This is a genomic window from Methanotorris formicicus Mc-S-70 (genome assembly GCF_000243455.1).
Taxonomy (GTDB): domain Archaea; phylum AGJL01; class Methanococci; order Methanococcales; family Methanococcaceae; genus Methanotorris; species Methanotorris formicicus.
The window spans coordinates 1-21,402 of sequence record NZ_AGJL01000032.1 but is presented as its reverse complement, the minus strand read 5'-3'; the positions used below and the strand labels follow the sequence as shown (position 1 = coordinate 21,402).

Annotated in this window: 17 protein-coding genes, 1 tRNA gene and 2 rRNA genes; 9 read left to right on the top strand and 11 right to left on the bottom strand. The window is 39.0% G+C overall.

Annotated elements, in window-relative coordinates:
* Positions 1 to 742 precede the first annotated feature (742 nt).
* Both METFODRAFT_RS06360 and METFODRAFT_RS06355 read right to left on the bottom strand, forming a co-directional pair.
* Positions 743 to 3,736: ribosomal RNA gene (locus tag METFODRAFT_RS06360) — 23S ribosomal RNA — on the bottom strand.
* A 141-nt stretch (positions 3,737 to 3,877) separates the two neighbouring features.
* A 16S ribosomal RNA gene (locus METFODRAFT_RS06355) occupies positions 3,878 to 5,346 on the bottom strand.
* Together the 16S and 23S rRNA genes form the textbook arrangement of a ribosomal RNA operon.
* A gap of 229 nt (positions 5,347 to 5,575) precedes the next feature.
* Here METFODRAFT_RS06355 and METFODRAFT_RS06350 point away from each other — a divergent pair.
* Positions 5,576 to 5,854 carry a DUF2098 domain-containing protein gene (locus METFODRAFT_RS06350; protein ID WP_007044735.1) on the top strand — a complete coding sequence of 93 codons (279 nt, stop codon included), beginning with the start codon at positions 5,576 to 5,578 and terminating at the stop codon, positions 5,852 to 5,854.
* A 45-nt stretch (positions 5,855 to 5,899) separates the two neighbouring features.
* Entirely contained in the window at positions 5,900 to 7,015 is a 1,116-nt protein-coding gene (locus METFODRAFT_RS06345) for a TIGR03576 family pyridoxal phosphate-dependent enzyme (RefSeq protein WP_007044734.1), read from the top strand.
* A 5-nt stretch (positions 7,016 to 7,020) separates the two neighbouring features.
* Here the strand turns inward: METFODRAFT_RS06345 and METFODRAFT_RS06340 are convergent, their stop codons facing one another.
* The 3 genes from METFODRAFT_RS06340 to METFODRAFT_RS06330 all read right to left on the bottom strand — a co-directional run bounded on the left by METFODRAFT_RS06340 (position 7,021) and on the right by METFODRAFT_RS06330 (position 9,731).
* A complete protein-coding gene (locus METFODRAFT_RS06340; protein ID WP_007044733.1) occupies positions 7,021 to 7,617 on the bottom strand; it encodes a hypothetical protein in 597 nt (198 codons plus the stop codon).
* Positions 7,618 to 7,649: 32 nt separating this feature from the next.
* Positions 7,650 to 8,744, bottom strand: a complete 1,095-nt coding sequence (locus METFODRAFT_RS06335) for a 2-oxoacid:acceptor oxidoreductase subunit alpha (RefSeq protein ID WP_173361563.1) — start codon at positions 8,742 to 8,744, stop codon at positions 7,650 to 7,652.
* Positions 8,745 to 8,825: 81 nt separating this feature from the next.
* Positions 8,826 to 9,731 (bottom strand): serine/threonine-protein kinase RIO2, encoded by a 906-nt coding sequence (locus tag METFODRAFT_RS06330; protein WP_141564082.1) that lies wholly within the window; start codon positions 9,729 to 9,731, stop codon positions 8,826 to 8,828.
* 218 nt (positions 9,732 to 9,949) lie between these two features.
* Here METFODRAFT_RS06330 and METFODRAFT_RS06325 point away from each other — a divergent pair.
* From METFODRAFT_RS06325 to METFODRAFT_RS06310, 4 genes are all read left to right on the top strand, one after another.
* Positions 9,950 to 10,068, top strand: a tRNA-Trp gene (locus METFODRAFT_RS06325).
* A gap of 86 nt (positions 10,069 to 10,154) precedes the next feature.
* Positions 10,155 to 10,694 (top strand): SIS domain-containing protein, encoded by a 540-nt coding sequence (locus METFODRAFT_RS06320; RefSeq protein WP_007044730.1) that lies wholly within the window; start codon positions 10,155 to 10,157, stop codon positions 10,692 to 10,694.
* Between the two features lie 228 nt (positions 10,695 to 10,922).
* Positions 10,923 to 12,008, top strand: coding sequence for a 3-dehydroquinate synthase II (locus METFODRAFT_RS06315; protein WP_007044729.1), 1,086 nt, complete (start codon positions 10,923 to 10,925; stop codon positions 12,006 to 12,008).
* Between the two features lie 44 nt (positions 12,009 to 12,052).
* A complete protein-coding gene (locus tag METFODRAFT_RS06310; RefSeq protein WP_007044728.1) occupies positions 12,053 to 12,589 on the top strand; it encodes a hypothetical protein in 537 nt (178 codons plus the stop codon).
* A gap of 257 nt (positions 12,590 to 12,846) precedes the next feature.
* Here METFODRAFT_RS06310 and METFODRAFT_RS06305 read toward each other — a convergent pair whose 3' ends face one another.
* Positions 12,847 to 13,257, bottom strand: a complete 411-nt coding sequence (locus METFODRAFT_RS06305; RefSeq protein ID WP_007044727.1) for an ankyrin repeat domain-containing protein — start codon at positions 13,255 to 13,257, stop codon at positions 12,847 to 12,849.
* Positions 13,258 to 13,558: 301 nt separating this feature from the next.
* On the opposite strand from METFODRAFT_RS06305, the gene cdhD reads away from it, so the two are divergent.
* Both cdhD and acsC read left to right on the top strand, forming a co-directional pair.
* On the top strand, positions 13,559 to 14,737 hold the full coding sequence (gene cdhD / locus METFODRAFT_RS06300; protein WP_007044726.1) for a CO dehydrogenase/acetyl-CoA synthase subunit delta: 1,179 nt from the start codon (positions 13,559 to 13,561) through the stop codon (positions 14,735 to 14,737).
* Positions 14,738 to 14,828: 91 nt separating this feature from the next.
* The gene (gene acsC / locus METFODRAFT_RS06295; protein WP_007044725.1) at positions 14,829 to 16,298 is read left to right on the top strand and encodes an acetyl-CoA decarbonylase/synthase complex subunit gamma; all 1,470 of its coding nucleotides are present in this window, start codon (positions 14,829 to 14,831) and stop codon (positions 16,296 to 16,298) included.
* A gap of 145 nt (positions 16,299 to 16,443) precedes the next feature.
* Here the strand turns inward: acsC and METFODRAFT_RS06290 are convergent, their stop codons facing one another.
* The gene (locus METFODRAFT_RS06290) at positions 16,444 to 17,454 is read right to left on the bottom strand and encodes a homoserine dehydrogenase (protein WP_007044724.1); all 1,011 of its coding nucleotides are present in this window, start codon (positions 17,452 to 17,454) and stop codon (positions 16,444 to 16,446) included.
* Positions 17,455 to 17,463: 9 nt separating this feature from the next.
* Positions 17,464 to 17,943, bottom strand: coding sequence for a hypothetical protein (locus METFODRAFT_RS06285; protein WP_007044723.1), 480 nt, complete (start codon positions 17,941 to 17,943; stop codon positions 17,464 to 17,466).
* 563 nt (positions 17,944 to 18,506) lie between these two features.
* Between METFODRAFT_RS06285 and METFODRAFT_RS06280 the strand changes: the two genes are divergently transcribed.
* The gene (locus tag METFODRAFT_RS06280) at positions 18,507 to 19,274 is read left to right on the top strand and encodes a geranylgeranylglyceryl/heptaprenylglyceryl phosphate synthase (RefSeq protein ID WP_007044722.1); all 768 of its coding nucleotides are present in this window, start codon (positions 18,507 to 18,509) and stop codon (positions 19,272 to 19,274) included.
* A 165-nt stretch (positions 19,275 to 19,439) separates the two neighbouring features.
* On the opposite strand, the gene METFODRAFT_RS06275 is transcribed toward METFODRAFT_RS06280, so the two are convergent.
* The 3 genes from METFODRAFT_RS06275 to METFODRAFT_RS06265 form a co-directional block, all read right to left on the bottom strand.
* The gene (locus METFODRAFT_RS06275) at positions 19,440 to 19,748 is read right to left on the bottom strand and encodes a hypothetical protein (protein WP_007044721.1); all 309 of its coding nucleotides are present in this window, start codon (positions 19,746 to 19,748) and stop codon (positions 19,440 to 19,442) included.
* Entirely contained in the window at positions 19,730 to 20,485 is a 756-nt protein-coding gene (locus tag METFODRAFT_RS06270) for a hypothetical protein (protein ID WP_048115687.1), read from the bottom strand. Before METFODRAFT_RS06270 ends, METFODRAFT_RS06275 begins: the two co-directional genes overlap by 19 nt.
* A 137-nt stretch (positions 20,486 to 20,622) precedes the next feature.
* Positions 20,623 to 21,264 (bottom strand): CPBP family intramembrane glutamic endopeptidase, encoded by a 642-nt coding sequence (locus tag METFODRAFT_RS06265; protein WP_007044719.1) that lies wholly within the window; start codon positions 21,262 to 21,264, stop codon positions 20,623 to 20,625.
* Positions 21,265 to 21,402: the final 138 nt, after the last annotated feature.

The following is a 21,402-nucleotide window of genomic DNA, read 5'->3' as shown; positions in this document are numbered from 1 at the left end:
GTTCTTAATATTAAAATTTATCTACAAACTAGTGAATTGTTTGAATACTTACTACAACACAATATCACCCCAATAGTCAAAACAAAAGAGTTTAAATGGAATTACAAAGTCAGTAAAAGTTAGAAAAACCATTAAAAATCTGTTTAACAAATAGTGCATAATATATTAACACTAATTAAAGTATTAATATTGAAACATATAATACCGAATAAATCTACAATTCAATTATTCGACAACCTCGTTATTAACGAATTAAAAATAAACCCAAAGAAACTTATAGCTTTAATCGATAGAGAGTTTAAGGACTTTAACATCATAAAGATTTTTGAGATACAACTGTAATTACATAAGTTTTATCCCAAAGAACGGTAGAGTAAAATACTACACTCGAAAAAGAGTATAAAAAGGCGATAAATGGAAGTTCGATTATTTCATAAGTAAATATTTATATCAAAATTAATAATCGTTGAAGATAATACCGTTTATTACACTTTCTTAACGAATCTTGATTTTGAACATGCAAAGGACTATCTAAAAATCTATAAAAAGCGTTGGAATATAGAAACAAGATTTAGAATGTTTAAAGACCTAAAAATAAAAACGAAATCAGGACTTTAAAGGTTAGGTTGTTTCTATTTGTGTATATCTAATGCATATTCGGAGATACTGAAATATTTTTTAGTACAAGTCCTCTGTTTTGGGCCACGCATAGCCCCCATGCCTTTAGGTGTCCAGGTACTCCGCCGCGTATCCCTCGGGCGATTAGTACCGGCGGGCTCAACACCTCGGCCGAAGCCTTGGTGCTTACACCCCCGGCCTATCAACCTCCTCTTCTAGGAGAGCCCTCGTCCCCGAAGGGACTGGCTGCCTATTTTCGGGGAGGGTTTCGGGCTTAGATGCTTTCAGCCCTTATCCCTTGGCGCGTAGCTGCTCGGCAGTGCCCTGTCGGACAACCGATAGACCAGAGGCGCCGGCGGCTCGTTCCTCTCGTACTAGAGCCACCTTCCCCTCAGGCAGCCAACACCCCCAGCAGATAGCAACCAACCTGTCTCACGACGGTCTAAACCCAGCTCACGATCCCCTTTAATGGGCGAACAGCCCCACCCTTGGGTCCTGCTGCAGACCCAGGATGGGAAGAACCGACATCGATGTAGCAAGCCGCGGGGTCGATATGGGCTCTTGCCCGCGACAACTCTGTTATCCCCGGGGTAGCTTTTCTGTCATCCCTGGCCCCCATCGGTGAGGCACAGGGGTTCGCTAGGCCCGGCTTTCGCCTCTTGGTCGGCCTCTGTTACCGACCAAGTCAGGCCGGCTTTTGCCCTTGCACTCCACGGCGGAGTCCTGACCCGCCTGAGCCGACCTTTGGGCCCTCCTGATGCCTTTTTAGGAGGGTGCCGCCCCAGCCAAACTGCCCACCTACCGGTGTCCCCCTATTCGGGGTTAGGGACATGGCCATGGGTGGGTGGTGTCCCATGGGCGCCTCCACCGCCCCCGGAGAGGCGGCTTCGACGGCTCCCACCTACACTGTGCACCCACGACCATGCCCCAACGGCAGGCTGCAGTAAAGCTCCACGGGGTCTTCGCTTCCCACTGGGGGTCTCCGGCCTTTGCACCGGAATGGTAGGTTCACCGGGCTCCGGTCGGGGACAGTGGGGGCCTCGTTACGCCATTCATGCAGGTCGGAACTTACCCGACAAGGAATTTCGCTACCTTAAGAGGGTTATAGTTACCCCCGCCGTTTACTGGCGCTTCGCCCGGTTGGACCCGGGTTTCACGTACCAGCACTGGGCAGGCGTCGGCCTTGGTACACACCCTTACGGGCTAGCCAAGACCTGTGTTTTTATTAAACAGTCGGGCCCCCCTGGTCACTGCGACCAGCAGCCCCGCATTTAAGCAAGGCCGCTGGCACCCCTTCTCCCGAAGTTACGGGGCCAATTTGCCGACTTCCCTCGACCGGATTACCCCGATACGCCTTAGGATACTCGCCTAGGGGCACCAGTGTCGGTTCTGGGTACGGTCACCCGGAATCCTTGCCAACTCCCTTTTCACGGGCTCCAGGGCTCGGCCAAACCCTCCTAACGGAAGGCTCATCACGCTTTCATCCGGTTCTCGCCATTACGGCACTCCCCGGACTTATACGCTTGACCACCTCGACGGGGGTGGTTGGCCTACCCCGAAGCGTCAGGAGTTGGCCTTGCGTTGCCGCACGTATCCGGGTGGCGCGGGAATATTAACCCGCTTCCCTTTCCCCCCAAGGGAATTACCCCGGGGGTTAGGACCGGCTAACCCACAGCTGACGACCGTTGCTGTGGAAACCTTGCCCCTTCGGCGGTGGGGATTCTCACCCCACTTTGCTGTTACTACTGCCGGGATCCTCGTTCCCACGAGGTCCACTCGACCTCACGGCCGAGCTTCTACCCTCGCAGGACGCCCCCCTACCGGATCGCCTTTCGGCGCCCCCGGGTCTCGGCGGCCGGTTTAGCCCCGTCCATTTTCGGGGCCCCTGACCTCGGCAGGTGAGCTGTTACGCACTCTTTAAAGGATGGCTGCTTCTAAGCCAACCTCCCTGCTGTCTTAGGCCAAGGACTCCCTTCGGATTCACACTTAACCGGCACTTAGGGGCCTTAACCCGGGTCTCGGTTGTTCCCGTTTCGGACATACGGCTTACCCGTATGCCCTCACTCGGAGGCTACGGCGATGGCAGGTTCGGAGTTTGACAGGATGGCGAGGGCTCTCGCCCCCTAACCACCCTATCAGTGCTCTACCCTGCCATCTACCTAACCTCCGGCTAACCTGCGGGTTATTTCGGGGGGAACCAGCTAACGCCGGGCTCGATTGGCCTTTCACCCCTAGACCGAGGTCAGAGGAGTGCTTTGCACGGCAACACCCCTGCGGGCCTCCATCCCTCTGGTGAGGGACTTCACCCTGCCCCGGCCTAGATCGCCCGGCTTCGGGTCGTACGGGTGTGACTCCGGGCCCTTAAAGACCCCGTCCCTCGCCAAAGGCTGTGGACTTGTCGGTTTCCCTACGCCTCCGGGGTTGAACCCCTTAGGCTCGCCACACCCGTACACTCCCCGGCCCGTTTTTCAAAACGGACGGCACGACCCTGGCTCCACCTCTCGTACTACCTCCTCGCGGAGGGTTCCTTCGAGGCGGTTGCCTTTGGAGCCGTGCCTTACTACCCCCACCTGGTTTCAGGCTCTTTTCACCCCCTACTAAGGGTGCTTTTCAGCTTTCCCTCACGGTACTAGTGCGCTATCGGTCTTGGGACGTATTTAGGGTTGGAAGACCGATGCCTCCCAGATTCCCGCGCGATATCCAACGCACGGTACTCAAGAACTTCCCAAGACCTGGATTGGTTACGCCTACGGGGCTTTCACCCTCTATGGCGGGCCGTTCCAGACCACTTCGGCTTCCCAATCCAGGTCTTAGCGGGAAGCCTTGCAACTCCACATCCCCCATACCTTACGGCATGGGGTTCGGTTTGCCCTGTGCCGCTTTCGGTCGCCCCTACTCACGGCATCCCTGTTGGTTTCTTTTCCTGCGGGTACTAAGATGTTTCAATTCCCCGCGTTCCCGACCCCTGCTGGGGTCGCCCAAATGGGCAGGAAGTCCCATTCGGGAATCCCGGGTTCGACGGCTGTCTGCACCTCGCCCGGGCTTATCGCAGCTTACCACGCCCTTCCTCGGCGTCCCAAGCCGAGCCATCCACCAGGCGGGATACCGGATACCCAGCGGAGTACCTGGATATCACCAGGCACGGGGGCTTATGCGTGGCCCTCATCAATCAGGCCCTTCGTCCATAACCAATAGATTATGGACTGCACGTAAAAAGCCCGCGACCATTTGGTGCCCAGTAACGGCCACTTTTTTTCTCAGGAGGTGATCCAGCCGCAGGTTCCCCTACGGCTACCTTGTTACGACTTCGCCCCCCTCGCTGAGCCTAGGTTCGACCCCAGCCAGAGGCCAGGGCCTCACCTAAACCCAACTCGGGTGGCGTGACGGGCGGTGTGTGCAAGGAGCAGGGACGCATTCACCGCGCCATGATGAGGCGCGATTACTACGGATTCCAGCTTCACGTGGGCGAGTTACAGCCCACGATCCGAACTACGGCTGGGTTTAGGGGATTTGCTCCCCCTTTCGGGGTTGCATCCCATTGTCCCAGCCATTGTAGCCCGCGTGTAGCCCAGGGGATTCGGGGCATGCGGACCTGTCGTTGCCCGCTCCTTCCTCTGGCTTAGCGCCAGCGGTCCCCCATGAGTGCCTCTCCCCCAGAGGGAAGGATGGCAACATGGGGCGCGGGTCTCGCTCGTTACCTGACTTAACAGGACGCCTCACGGTACGAGCTGACGACGGCCATGCACCACCTCTCGGCGCGTCTGGCAAGGTCGTCAACCTGGCCTTCATCCTGCCGTCGCCCCTGGTAAGATGCCCGGCGTTGAATCCAATTAAACCGCAGGCTCCACCCGTTGTAGTGCTCCCCCGCCAATTCCTTTAAGTTTCAGTCTTGCGACCGTACTCCCCAGGCGGCGGACTTAACGGCTTCCCTTCGGCACCGGGTAGGCACAAGGCCTACCCGACACCTAGTCCGCAGCGTTTACGGCCAGGACTACCCGGGTATCTAATCCGGTTCGCTCCCCTGGCTTTCGTCCCTCACCGTCGGACCCGTTCCAGGCAGGTGCCTTCGCCATAGGTGGTCCTCCGGGGATCAACACATTTCACCGCTACCCCCGGAGTACCCCTGCCCTCTCCCGGTCCCAAGCCCAGCAGTATCCCTGCCAGTCCTACGGTTAAGCCGTAGGATTTAAGCAGGGACTTACTGGGCCGGCTACGGACGCTTTAGGCCCAATAAAAGTGGCCACCACTTGGGCTGCCGGTATTACCGCGGCTGCTGGCACCGGACTTGCCCAGCCCTTATTCCCGGAGCTGTTTACACTCCGGAAAAGCCCATGCAGTGCATGGGCACTTGGGGTCCCCCCGTCGCGCTTTCGCGCATTGCGGAGGTTTCGCGCCTGCTGCGCCCCGTAGGGCCTGGGGCCGTGTCTCAGTCCCCATCTCCGGGCTCCCCCTCTCAGGGCCCGTACCGATCGTAGGCTTGGTGGGCCGTTACCCCACCAACTACCTAATCGGCCGCAGCCCCATCCTCGGGCGCATATGCTTTCGGGGAAGAATCATTCCAGACCTCTTCCCCTATGGGGGATTATCCTCAGTTTCCCGAGGTTATCCCCCACCCGAGGGTAGGTTAGCCACGTGTTACTGAGCCGTCCGCCATGGGCAAAAGCCCATAGACTCGCATGGCTTAGTCGGACCCCAATAGCAGTGGCCTCCGGCGGGATCAACCGGAATTAAATGGGAGACGATCGCAAGAGAGGATATATTCCTCTTGTGGCCGCTACTGGGTTTCACCTTGGTCGCGGGCTTGCATCCAACCTGACCCTTCGGTCAGGTTGTCACCTTCAACTGCATACTATACTGGCAGTTTGGTGAATGTATTGTTTTTAGGAATAAAACAATAATATATATATCTGTAAATGCACAAATAATACAACAACCAGTAATAAAATGAGGGAGTTTTATGATTCAAGACGTAAATGGAAATGAAATTACCATAAGCTCTTATGTAAGATACGTCAACACCGGTACAAAGGGACATGTTGTAGATATAAAAACTGACGAAAACAGTGTATGGGTAGTTTTAGATAATGATTTGATGTACAAACCCTACTTATTGGAAATATTGGAGGAAGAAGAAAAAGAGAAAAGAGAAGTACTAGACAAGGATGAATTAATAAAAAAATTAATGAAAGAAGGAAAAATAGAAATTTCAAATGATATAGATGCCTGTGGAACATAATCTTAAAATCTTAAATCTTCATTTATATTCTTAGGTGAAACCATTATGGACGATGAGAACGAATTGCTAAGATTAGAAAAGTGTAGAAAGATAATTAGGGATCTAATTAAAAAGAAAGGTAGAAAAGGGATATATGATCTAACTGGATTAGCAGGCGGATTTAAAATAACAGAAGAGGATAAAGCCCTACTTGAAACCTATGTTGGGCCTGCAATATACTCAGAAGAATTAAATAAACTTGGATTAATGCATTTAAGGGGAAATGAAAACCATAAGGCTGTTGGATTTAACAGAACTTCCTCAGCAATATTGGCAACAATTCTTGCAATAAGACCAAAAAAAGTTGTTCACTATGTTCCAGAACTTCCCTCACATCCATCAATACCAAAAAGTTGTAAAATAATAGGAGCAGAGTATTTTGAAGATGATAATGTTGAAGAGATATTAAAAAAAATCGATGAAAATACCCTGACAATAATAACTGGAGCAACAATGGACCATAAGGTTATTAATTTAGAGATAATGAAAGAAATCATAAACTACGCAAAAAAGAAAAAATCAATTGTATTTGTAGATGATGCTTCAGGAGCAAGGTTAAGACCCCTCTTTAATCAACCATCAGGATTGGAATTAGGGGCAGATTTGGTTGTAACAAGTACGGATAAATTAATGGACGGTCCAAGAGGGGGATTACTTGGTGGTTTAAAAGAATTGGTCGATAGAATATATACAGTTGGATTAAGTTTTGGATTGGAAGCACAACCTCCAATAATGGCTGGAATGGTTAGGGGATTGGAGTCATTTAATTTAGATAAATTGAAAAAAGCCTATGAAAGAGCAAAGAACTTTGATTTAAGTGCATTAGATGATTTAAACTATGAATTAAGAGAAAAAGATGAAAAAATAAACATCTCCTATGAAAAAACCCCAACAGGATTTGTTATAAAAAAAGTTACCAACACTGAAAACAATACAAACAAACTAATAGATATTGGATTTAATTTGTTGGTAGATTACGGAATAATAACAATTACTGTTGCAGGAATGCCAAGGGCAAGTAAAAGTTTAAGGGTTGATTTAACATCAAAGGATGCTGAAAGATTATCTGATGAAGAGATTATAAACGCAATTGTCAATTCAATAAAAAATGCATTTAACTAAATTTTTTATAATTTTTTATAAATATATCCGTTCCATTTTTCCCAAAGTTCATAAACTTTTTTATCTTTTTTGTTAAAACCCATTATTACCCAATATTTTCCTATCTTTCTCACATAGCAATAACTTTCAGACCCATTTTTGTAGTATGGGATAAACTCATAACACCTATAATTTCCAAATTTATCTCTAAGGACATATTTCCTAACCTTGTTGTATCTCATTGCACCATAGAAATTAACCTCATACTCACTCACATCAAAAACAACCGTTATATTATTTGTTTTATAAATTTTGATTATCCGCACTCCATTACTATTCGAAGCATTTATCTGATTTACATAATCTAATTTCAAAAACATGTCATCAATAGAAAGGCACTTAGTAGCATTAATCTTTGAAAAATTACAAGTTTTGTTTATTGTGATATTTTCTATTTTACTGTTGTTCTCATTTGTTTCATTTAAAATAAATACATCTTCGCCAGTTTCATTCAAATTATTTGAATTATTTTCAGTATTAACAGTTTTTAATTTATTTTCCTCAAAACATCCACAAAAAGAAACAACAACTAACAAAACAAAAAAACATAAAATCTTTTTCATTTAAACCACCATTCGGCAAAATATATAAAAAATTATTCGAAGACTGCTTTTTCCAAATCTTCAGGTCTATGCAATTCTCCACCTATCTTATCCACTAAGACAACATCTCCCTTCGCACATCTCTCAACCTCATAGTAGATTTGCCCCAAGTTCATTTCAGGCACTATAACCTTTGATGCATCTAAACCTTTTATCAACTCATCTGGGAATGGGAATACTGTTATTAACCTTATATATCCAGCATCAATACCTTTCTTCCTTAATTCCTCAACCGTATGTTTAACTGCCCTCGAAGGAGTCCCATAACAAACAAACATCACATCAGCATTCAAATACTTCCCTTCATACTTCACAATGTCATCTTTATTTTTTCTTATTTTATTGGTTATCCTTCTAACCAATTTATCATGTGTTTCGGGTGAAACATCAGGATAACCTTTTTCGTTATGTGTTAAGCCAGTAACGTGGATATTGTAGCCCTCTCCAAACACTGGCATTGGAGGAACATCAACATCAAACGGATATGGATTTTTGCATGGTTTTTCCTCTGGCTTTTTCCTATCAATTATCTCAAAATTATCATGTAAAACAACCTTCTCCCTCATATGCCCTACAATCTCATCTGCCATTAAAAACACTGGAATTCTATACTTCTCTGCATAATTAAATGCCATTATTGTGAAATCATACATCTCCTGAACTGAACTTGGAGAAATAACTATTGGCTCATAATCCCCATGACTTCCCCATCTTGTCTGCATCATGTCTCCTTGAGATGCCATTGTTGGTTGTCCTGTTGAAGGACCTCCTCTTTGAATATTAACTATTACGCATGGTGTTTCTGTCATAAACGCATAGCCAATATTTTCCTGCATTAAACTAAATCCTGGCCCACTTGTTGCAGTCATTGATTTTAATCCTCCCCAACTTGCACCTATCACTGCAGAGATACTTGCAATCTCATCCTCCATTTGGACATAATACCCTCCAACCTTTGGTAATTTCTTTGCCATCCCTTCTGCTATCTCTGTTGAAGGTGTTATTGGATAACCTGCAAAAAACCTACATCCTGCCTTTATCGCTCCTTCAACACATGCCATATTTCCCTGCATAAACTCAACCTTCATCCTATCACCAGAAAACTTGATTAAATGAAATTAAAAAAAGTTGGTTAAAAAAGTTTTAGGGATCAATTATATTATCTACCTTCATCCCCATTCATTTTTATCCTCTTCATTTTTATTTTTATTTGTCACATATTCATACAACTTATCTACATCCTCTTTTATCTTATACTTTTTAAAGTATCTCACCACATTACCTATATCCCTCTTCAAATAAAACTCTGCATCAGGATGGCAAGTATTTACTGCCTGAGGCCAATCTATTATGACAAAATTCCCATTTTCATCAATCAAAATGTTGAATTCACTCAAATCCCCATGAATGTAGCCCAATTCATAAGATTTTTTTATTTCCTCAATAATATCCCAAAACAATTTATTTGCATCTACCCCCAATTCTTCCAAATCCACTCTTTTTAATTCATCCCCGCATATCTTACCCATAATTATTGCATGTCTATTTTGCTCTATTGGCTCAGGAACTTTTACAATAGGAAATAGTTCATTTAATATTTCAAATTCCCTCTCCGCAGTCAACCTTGAAGTGTAAAGCCAACTTATATGTCTCTTATCTACTATATAATCCCTATATCTCTTCCCTCTTGTAAAGCATGTCCTTCCATGTTTGTGGAATTTTAAAACTGCCTCTCTTCCATCTTCAAGAAGGATATTATAAACATCCCCCTCCTTACCAACACCTAACTTGCCACCAATTGCCTTTATAAGTCCTTTTTTAATAAATGCATTCATAGCAAGGGCATCATATCCTCCAAAAGATAACCTATATCCATATCTTGAGCGATTCACAAACTCAAATTTATTCAACCTCTTCAATCTATACAAAACATCCTTCTCATCCATCTTAACCTTCCTAACAATTTCATCAACTGGAACCCATTCATGATACCTCATAAGCAATTCTATCGTCCTTAAAACCTTCAAATCATCTGGATGAGTTTGCTTTAAATATTCAAGTAATTTTTTAATGATATTTGCACCTCCATGACTATCTGTTTTTGTAACATAGCATAATATAAATTTCACAAACTACTATAGTTGTTTGCGAATTTTATTAAAATTTATTTATAATAACCCAATTTTAAATCTTACCAATATCAACTTTTATTGAATAATTAAGGATTTAAATAAACAATAATCCGTAAAGTTTAAATATTAAAGTGGTATGTATTTAATGTGGTTATTATTGTGGGGGTGTGGTGTAGCCAGGACTATCATCGGGGACTCCAGATGTCCATGGGGCACTGGACTAAAACCCGATGGCAGGAGTAATCCCTGGACCTGGGTTCAAATCCCAGCACCCCCACCATTTTATTTTTTTTATTAAATATAATCCATTTATTTAAATTTATATTTTTTGTCGAAATTTGTCATTATTAAATATTAAAGATTTGGGTGTTTATATTGATTGGTGAAATTCTCCCACACATAGCAAAAAATATAGAACTACTGATGGAATTTGAATATGATGAAAATCTAAAAAATAAACTAAATTCTTTTTTAGATGCCATTATAAACGCAAAAAACATATTTGTTTTTGGAGTCGGCAGGAGTGGATTGGTGGGGAAGGCATTTGCAATGCGTTTAATGCATTTAGGATTTAACGCTTATGTGGTTGGGGAAACAATATGCCCATCATTTAAAGAGGGAGATTTATTAATAGTGATTTCAGGTAGTGGGGAAACGACCTTAACAAAAGAAATAGCAAAAAAAGCAGATAATGTGGTTGCGATAACTTGCAATATCCCAAATACACTTGCAAAAATCTCCAACATCTGGATTCCTATATGCATATCAAAAAATGAATACCTTCCATTAGGCACAGCATTTGAGTTCATGGCATTTATTTTTTTAGATGTTGTTGTGGCATTATTGATGAAGAGATTAGGCATTTCAGAAAATGAAATGAAAGATAGGCATTGCAATCTACAATAACCATTAATTTAAATCAATAAATTAAAAATTTTAAATACTCTTAAAAACTATAGTTGTTTGCGTTAGATGTTAGAAATAACCATTAATAATTTTATGGAATTACTGAACATTATTTCAAAATTTAAGGATGACCAATATCCATTTGAAATATAGAGCATATAAATAATTACAAAAAATTCGCAAACAACTATAGTTTTTAAGAGTAATAATTGTCATGAGGGTGAGTTAATGAAGTTTGCATGGGTTAATGTTATTGGAGATGATTGGGAAGATAGAAAAGAGATTGTTAAATGTGCCTTAGAATCAAGTGTTCCTGTTGTAATGGCAAAGAGTGAAGACATAGAAAAAATAAGAGAATTGGGAAATATAAAAGTGGCATCAAATGATTTAAATGCAGATATTGTTGTTATAGGAAAGGATGATGATTTAGAGATATTAAGGAAGGCAAAGGAATTAGGAAAAGAAACTGCCATTTACATCCCAATTGAAAGTAAAGATGATGAAATATTTGCATCGGAAGTTAGTAGGTTGGATTTTGTTGATAATATTATATTGGAAGGAAGAGATTGGACAATCATTCCATTAGAAAACCTCATTGCAGATTTGTTTAATGAGGATATAAAAATAATAGCAGCAGTAAATTCAATAAAAGAGGCAAAAACTGCCTACGAAATTTTGGAAAAAGGTGTTGACGGAGTTTTATTGTTCCCAAATGATTTTAATGATATAAAAGAATTGATGGAACTTCTTGAAAGTATTAATGCCCAGAGAATTGAGTTGGATGTTTCAACAATCAAAAAGGTTGAGCCTATTGGTAGTGGAGATAGGGTTTGTATAGATACTTGCTCATTAATGGAAATTGGAGAGGGTATGTTAATTGGCTCATATTCAAGAGGAATGTTTTTGGTGCACTCTGAGACAGTAGAGAATCCTTATGTTGCAACGAGACCTTTTAGAGTGAATGCGGGACCAGTTCACGCATACATTTTATGCCCAGGAAATAAGACAAAATACTTAAGTGAGTTAAAAGCAGGAGATAAAGTATTGGTTGTAAATAAGGATGGAAGGGCAAGGGAAGTAATCATTGGACGCGTGAAAATTGAGAAGAGACCATTAATGCTCATTGAGGCAGAATATAAAGGAGACATAATAAGAACAATCCTCCAAAATGCAGAGACCATTAGGTTGGTTAAAGAGGACGGAACACCAATATCAGTTGTAGAATTAAAAGAGGGGGATAAAGTTTTAATAAAACCAGATGAAAATGCAAGACACTTTGGAATGGCAATTAGAGAGACAATCATAGAGAAATAAATTAATTTTATTTTTTACTTTTTGTAGATTAATTTGGTGGAACTATGGCAAAGATAACCTTGGGAGAAGCATTATCTACATTAAAAAGAAAGGAGATGAAGTTTTTAAGGTTGTTGGATGATTATGTGAATGAAGTATCAAGGAATTTGAGTGATTATGAAGATGGTTTAAGGGCAATAAACTTAATTTTATCTGAAAAAGGGGATGTTGAAGAATTAATAAACCTATCAGAAAATTTAAAAGAGAAGGCAAAAAATAAAAAATTGGAGGAAGTAAACAAAATAAAAGATAAACTTGATAAATTAATGTTAGACATGGTCAAATTAAAAATAATCATCCAAAAAACAAATAAGGAGACGGGGATTGATGATTACATATCTGAATTAAAATATTTAAAAATAGGTCTTTCAAAGATAAATCCAAATGAGAGATTTGATTTAAACTATAGCGATGCAAAGGACTTTGGTTTATCGGACTTTTTGGATAAACTCGAAAAGAGAAAGTATGAATTTGAAAGTAAGATATTAAATATAAATCACACCACCATTACAGAGGTAGATGATGAAATTTTAGGGGATTAAAATAGAAGTTCCCAATGATGCCAATGCCTCCAACATGCCCGAAGGTGCTCACCAAGAAGAGTTGATTTGATTTGTTTTTTCGTATTTAAACATAAAATTAAAATTTCATTTTCTTATTCTTATTCGTATGGAGGCATTGGCAGAGGGATCTATAGTCATTTGCGAATTTTTTGTCGGTTTAAGTATAAAATTTCGAAATAGGAATATTTATGCTTTTTAATTTTATGAAGAATATTGTCATTTATGATGACTATTTTTTATTCATAGATATGTCGTGTTCCTTCTGTGCTTGCCCCATGTTTTATGAGTAACCTAACTATTTCAGGCAAGAGATAATCTTCCGCTACCATAATTGGTGTTATTCCAGATATATCTGCCATATTTACATCAGCACCATTTTCTATAAGTAATTTGGCTATTTCTATATGCTTCATTTCTATTGCAACCATTAATGGTGTTCTTCCCAACCTATTTTTTACATTGAGATCGGCACCATTTTCAATCAATACTTTAACAACATCAATATGGTTATTCATAACTGCCGCCATGAGGGCTGAACCCCCAAATTTATTTTTGGCATTTACATTCGCACCCTTTTTTATCAGGGATTTTACCTTTTCAACATCTCCATGTACTGAAGCCCTTATTATCTCCATATCCAAATCCATATAACCACCCAAATATTTGAATCTATTGTCCATACCTACGTTATCAGTAAATCTGTAGAGTTAATCTTTATTAATTTAGTATTTCTAATAACCATATCAAATGTTGACTTATAAAAATTTTTCGGTATACGGAAGGATAATGCCGTGTAGTGAAAACAAAAAATTAAAAAAAATTAAATCAAATTAAAGGAATTTTTAATAATATCCAAAAGAAAAATTGGATTTCAAGCGAAATTCAAAACCTTTATATAGATAATAATAGATAATTTGTAATGATTTATAATGATAAATTGGTGATGATATGGATTTGAATGCAATCATAAAGTTAGTGGAAAAGGTAGGACGCATAGAGATAGAAAACATAGAAATCACTGCAGATGAATTAATAATAAACATACCTTCGGCCCCTCCAGTAGTTATTCCACAAACACCAACAATAAAGGAAAAACTTGCTGAAGAGGGGATCATTGAAGTTCCAGAAGTTGATTGGGAAAGACCAATTGAAACATATAAGGGATACATTAGGGAGGTTCAATTTGGAAAACCAAAATCAGAAGGTGGGAGAGGAAAAGTCGTCAAGATTGGTGGACAAAAAGCATTATATAGATTTGAAGAGCCACAACCAAACCCACCAGTTGTTACATTTGACATATTCGATATCCCTATGCATGGACTGCCTGCACCAGTTAAGAAGTACTTTGCAGATGTTATGGAAGACCCTTGCGAATGGGCAAGGAAATGTGTTAAGGAATTTGGTGCAGATATGATAACAATCCACCATATCTCAACAGACCCAAAAATTAAAGACACTTCCCCAAGAGAAGCAGCAAAGTTAATGGAAGATTTATTGCAGGCAGTAGATGTTCCATTTGTTATTGGCGGTAGTGGGGACCCAAATAAAGACCCATTGGTTTTAGAGGCATGTGCTGAAGTTGCAGAAGGGGAAAAATGTTTATTGGCATCTGCAAACCTTGAACTTGACTACAAAAAGATTGCAGAAGCGGCTATGAAATATGACCACAATGTTTTGTCATGGACAATTATGGATCCAAACATGGCAAAGGACTTAAACAGAAGGTTAATCTCTGTAGGTTTAGATGCAGATAGGATTGTTATGGATCCAACAACTTGTGCATTGGGTTATGGGATTGAGTTTTCAATAAACGCGATGACAAGATTGAGGTTGGCAGGATTGAAAGGGGATGAATTGGTAAATATGCCAATGTCATCTGGAACAACAAACGCTATTGGGGCAAGAGAAGCATGGATGAAAAACCCAGAATGGGGAGATAGGGATTATAGGTTGCCACTTTGGGAAATAACAACAGGATTAACAATGCTAATGAGTGGAGTAGATATATTCATGATGCTTCACCCATTATCAATAAAGGTCTTGAAGGAAATTGGAAAATCACTCGTAACAAAGCCAGGAGAAGTTAAGATAAACACAAATAACTATGAATGGATTACCTACCCATAGGGGATAAGAACTTTAAAAAAGTTTCATCAAAATGATGCACCACCTCGCTTCGCTCGGTGATGCCCTGTAGGATAACATTGAGGTGAAATAAATGGCGAAAGTAAGTGCAATGGACATCTACAAACTACTCCCAAAAACAAACTGTAAAAAATGTGGGGAACCATCATGTATGGCATTTGCCACAAAACTTCAAAATAAAGAGATAGATATTGATAAATGCCCTATATTAAACACTCCAAAATTTGAAAAAAATAGGAAAAAACTTATAGAGATGATATCTCCACCAGTTAAAGAAGTTTGGTTTGGAAATGATAAGAAAAAATGTGTAATGGGTGGAGACGAAGTAATGTATAGATTTGAGTTGGCATATTTCAATCCAACACCAATAGGTATTGATATTGCCGATACGTTATCTGATGAGGAGATAAAAAATAGGGCAAAATACATAGAGGAATTTACATTTGAAAGAACTGGAGAAAAATTAAAACTTGACTTTATTGCTATAAGGAATGCATCAAATGACGCAGAAAAGTTAAAAAATGCAATAAAAATCGTGCAAGAAAACACCGAAATGCCAATTGCAATCTGCTCATTAAACCCAGACAACATAAAAGAGGCATTTAATGTTGTAAAATCAAAACCATTAATTTATGCTGCAACAACTGAAAATCTTGATGAAATGATTCAGATATTGAAAGAGGCAAAGAAAAACGGTAAGGATTTTGCTTTAGTATTGTCTTCAAATGACGTAAAAACATTAAAACAAATGGCTGCAAAATGCCTTGCAAATGGTATTGGGGATTTGGTTTTCGACCCCCACACATACCCAGAGAACATTGCAGATACAATAGATAACTTTGTCATGATTAGGAGAAGTGCCATTGAGAGAGAGGATAAGTATTTAGGATTCCCAATATTGGGATTGCCTATAAACGCCTACCACTATATTATGAAAGGAGAAAATCCAATAGAAAACTTCATTCAAGACCAGGAGAAAGCAGCAGGCATGTATGAGGCAACCATTGCAAATGTCCTTATGAATAGATATGCCGATGCATTAATTATGCATGGAATAGAAACTTGGGAATTGATGCCAGTGTTAACACTTAGGCAAGCAATCTACACTGACCCAAGAAAACCACAAGCAGTTGAGCCAGGATTGTATCCAATAGGCAATCCAGATGAAAACAGTCCAGTAATAATGACAACAAACTTCTCATTAACCTACTACACAGTTGTTGGTGACTTTGAGAAAGATAATGTAACATGCTGGTTGCTTGTTTTAGATACAGGGGGTAAAGCAGTTGATGTTTCAGTTGCAGGTGGGCAGTATTGTGGAGAAAATGCTAAAAAATTAATTGAAGAGACAAAAATAGAAGAGAAAGTAAATCATAGAATCATAATCCTTCCTGCATTGGCTGCATCAACAAGAGGAGATATTGAGGATAAAACAGGATGGACTTGTGTTGTTGGAACAAGGGATTCATCACAAGTTGGAGAATTCTTGAGAAAGAATTGGAATAAGATATTAAATGAATGGAAAGAAAAGAATGATGCTTAATGTCATAACTCCTCTATTTTTATTTTTTATTGCATATAGATTTATATTTCTAAATATATTAATGTAATTTATATTTATACAACACTCGAATATTCGAAAATCCAAATATGTATTTTATAAGACAAAGTAAAAAAGATATAGAAAATTATTTTTCTTTTGCCTTAAAATGGATGTTTATCAAATCACTCAAAATTGCTGAGGCAGTTTCTGTTGCTCCTGCCCCTCTTCCAACAATAACTACTTCTTTTGCCAAATCAGTGTTAAACATTGCAACGTTTAAAGTTCCTTTAACGTTTAATGGACTATCTAATTGAACCAACCTCGGCTCTACAACCAATTTATTCTTCTTAACTTCCCCAATTAATTTTATTGTATATCCACTTTTGTTTGCCAATTCTATTGCCTCAGGAGTTATTCTTGTTATTCCTTCTATTTTAACATCATCTATCGTCTTGTTCATCCCCATAATTGAATTTGCAAGAATAACAATCTTTGCCGCTGTGTCATAACCATAAATATCTTGGGACGGGTCTGTTTCAGCAATCCCCAATTCTTGGGCCTCCTTTAAAACAGTATTGAAATCAAGTTTTTCCTTTTCCATTTTTGTCAATATATAGTTGGTAGTTCCATTTAAAATCCCTTTGATGGATTTTATCTCATTCCCTGCAAGTGTTTCCTTTGCAAGGTTTATTATTGGCATTGCTCCTCCAACAGATGCCTCATATCTAAACATAACGCCATTTTTTTCAGATGATTCAACTAATTCTTTAAAATAAAGTGCTAATGGCCCCTTATTTGCAGTAACAACATGCTTTCCATTTTCAAATGCCTTCAATATATGTGTTTTTGCAGGTTCTCCTGTCTTTATGTTTGTTGGAGTTGCCTCAACAACAACATCTGCATCAATGCTCTCAATAACTTCAACGGAAGATAACTCTTTTCCATTGTAATTAACAATCTTCCCAGTATTTTCTTTAACTTCAATTGCCTTTTTTAAATCAAGACCATTCTCATCTATCGCCGCTCCACTGCTATCGCTGATAGCAACAACCTTTGGTTCAAATCCATACTTTTCCTTTAATGATTTTCTCTTCTCATCAACAACCTTAGCAACACCTCTCCCTATAACACCAAATCCAACCAATATAATCTTCATTTTCTCCCTCTAACAAGATTTAATAAATAAAAGATCTTTTTCTTTTGAAATTTTGTCGAGTAGGTTATACAGTTCTTCCAATTTTTCTTTATCAATAACAATCCTCATCCTTGCAGATGATTCCTTAAATGGGTCTGGCATAACTAAGTCCAAATCAACAACTAAACCAATTTCATTAATCCTATCAATTGTATTCCTAACATCCGTATCTACAACATGCCCAATAACAACAACATCCAAGTTAATTTTCCTCTCATCGTTACCTATCTTAGCAACAATTACATCATGTTTCTCAAGTTCATCTACAATTTTCTTCAATTTTTCATTATCTACATTATCAACAACAACTTTAACTGGCACTCTACCGTTACTTTTCTGCTCTCTTAAATGGATAACGCTTATAATATTTGCACCCAATTTTGAGATAGGCATTAGTGCCTTTATCAACTCTCCAGGAATATCTTTTAATTCCAAATCCAAGGTAATCATAATCTCCCACCAAAAGTTTTTAAACAATTTGGTATATTTAGGTACAAATTTAAAAATATTGTGTGACGTAAACAACGTCTGTGAATGAGTAATGTTCAATAAAATATTATTTAATACAAATGTTAATAAAAGCAAATGATCTATATATAAACCTAAGATGTAAGGAATCCAAAAATTGATTACAGCGACAAAACCTGGTTAAAGATAACTGTCCATGGGGATGATGGATACACTATCAAAAAACCGATAAAAAATTATACATCCATGTTGGTATTACCTCCTATGATCCTTCAAAAATAGGGGTTGCCCTTATGCAGAAATTGAGATTAAAGGGTGTGGAATTGATTATAAAGGACATACTGACGATGGGGGATTTTTAACAATTCCTGTTCATTTCAATGAAAGGGGGATTTTAACAATCACTGCAAGGTACAAAAATTATGAGAAGACCATAACTGTGCCTGTTGAGTAATTAAAATATTCGCTCATCTTTTCACTTACAATTGCATATATAAATAATAATCGCAATATTTTCTTACAACTATGAACATGGAAGTGGGATTATGAAAATAAATGTTGGGAAGGTTGAAAAAAAATTAAACAAAATCATTGAAGAAGAAGGAGCAGTTTATTTGGTTTTAATTGATCCAGATGAGAAAAATGTCGAAGAAATTGCGGAGAAAGTTAAGGATTATGCGGATGCAATAATGATCGGTGGAAGTATTGGAGTTGTTAATTTAGATGAAACTACCAAAAAAATAAAGGAAATAACAAAACTCCCAACCATTTTATTCCCTGGAAATGTTGATGGACTCACACCATACGCAGATGCAGTATTTTTTATGTCATTAATGAACTCAACAAATCCATACTGGATTGTAAATGCCCCAACATTGGGGAGTTTAACAATAAAAAAATTTGGTTTAGAACCAATACCAATGGCATACCTCTGCGTTGAGCCAGCAAAAAGAACAGCAGTTGGTTTTGTTGGGGGGATAAATGAAATTCCACAAAGAAAGCCAGAGATAGCGGCAATGTATTGTCTCTCTGCTAAATACTTCGGTATGAGGTGGGCATATTTAGAATCTGGAAGTGGGGCAGAATATCCAGTAAGTAATGAGATGATTGCAATCTCAAAAAGATTGAGCGGAATAAATATCATCGTTGGTGGGGGGATTAGGAAGCCAGAAATTGCCTACGAGAAGGTTTTGAGTGGAGCAGATGCAATTGTTACAGGAAACTTATTGGAGAAGAATCCCAATGCTGTTGAAGAGATGTATGATGCAATCAAAAAGGCAGGAAGGGAAAAACTTAAAAACCAGAAAAAATAAAATGTACTATTGCTCGCACAACTTTCGAATGATCATATAACGCTCGAAAACTCGAAATTCACAAAAAACTTTTCTATTCAACTTTAACAGTTATTGAATTTTCATAATTTTTATACTTGCATTTGATAATTAAGTTTCCAGTATTTAAATACTACACAGGAACAATCATATTTCCATTTTTATCTGCATATCCCCTATAATCAATTCCACACCCTTTAATCTCAATTTCTGCATAAGGGCAACCCCTATTTTTGAAGGATCATAGGAGGTAATACCAACTAAAATATGAAGTTTTTTATCACTCAACTTTACGCCTTCACTATCCCCTTGAACAGTAATCTCCAACCAAGTTCTATCATCATAATCAGTCTTTGGATAACTTGATTTATTGCTTTGGGAATCATTGAAAAAATAAAAAATAGCAACCGAGATTACTGCCAAAAGTCCGATTCCTATTAACATTTTCTTATCCATATATCATCCCCCATTAATACTACTATTGTCATTGCTATAAAAGACAAAACAACCACTTCATAGGGTATTGGTGATTTTATAGGTGTGGGTTTGACTGAATACTTCATTGCATTAGCAATAATAAAGTCCTCAAATGGATGACTGCCTAAATGCTCTGAATCCCATCCAGTAACACCCCATTTTATACCATGAATCCCCTGCCTTAGGGAAAAGTTTCCTAATGATATGTCTCCATTATTAAAAGGCACCCAACCATTAAAAGAACCATTTGCATACCACACTTGCAAATGCCCTGGCCCAGCGTATTTTTCACCATTAATAAAGAACTCCAATTTAGAGCCATTGATACTTATTTTTATATTGTAGGTTTTACCCGACTGCATTTTAAATAAATCAAATACCACATTAACCCTACTTACCTCACCCTCTGAGGTATTTCCATAAAGACTAATCACAAACTTTGAAGTATTGTCCTTCCATATCCAATAACCTACTTCATATCTAAAACTTCCTCCAATGGCATCTTGATAGGTATGATATACCCAGGAACGATCACTACCCTGATTATGAACCCATTCGACCAAATCATCAGAGCTTATACTTGGAGTTATATTGTATTCCAACACTATACTCGTAGAAGTATCAAACGCAGAGTCGTAATCAGAATATACTTCTGTTGCATAGGCATTTGAGATTGCCATTACCACAATCAGTAAAAGAAAACACCCCATTCCCATAACTAACACCATATCTGTTTGTTTGCATTAGTAAAACATTACAAAAACTAAATCTTATCTATAATAAATTCCACAAAAACAACCAATTCTCTAAACTCATGTATTTTTTATTTTTTTGTATTATTTATAGTTTGATGTTAGATTAAGCATATTAAATCATAAATCGCATGTATTAGAATCGTTGTTGAAGTATTTGATTTGTTCTTTATTATCCCCAATATGTAACTTATTAGAAATACATCCACAAGTGTTATAAATGAAAGATATTGGTAATGTAAAGAGGCAAATAACAAACTTGTCCATAAGTTGCCGAATCTTGGTTGTAGCGCCCCTCTAAACATCAACTCCTCCCCAACACCAACTATAACGCACAGCATAACTACACCAAAAAAAGATGGAATATTAACCCTTATATTCTCAATGACATGCACAACATTTGAATTTTCAGTTATTGTATAGTTCAATGCAGCACGTCCCAACTCAGGAGATGTTTGGAGTAAAAAATAAGAAAGGAAATAAGGGATCTTCCAAATAAAATAATCGACAAAATAAATTATTAAAACACCAATTAAAACATAAACTAAGTTTGGTTTTTTTAAATCCAATCTCTCAATGCATTCACTAAAAGACCTTCTTGTCCCAAATCCAACTCCAACAAAGGCATACAACATCATAAAGATTTGCAAGATACTTTCTTTTAAAAAATTAAAATATCCAAGAATAACTATTAACTTTCCACCATAGGTGAGGAATATAATTGGTAGGACTTTCGCAAGCATATTCGAATATAATGATATAGCATTTATGATAAGATATTTCTACCACAACATTTTACTATTTTTCGAATAAAAATTGTTTATGGTGAGAATATTCTCAAAAAAGCGAATGCAATTGTTTATATGCTCTTTCTTCTATTG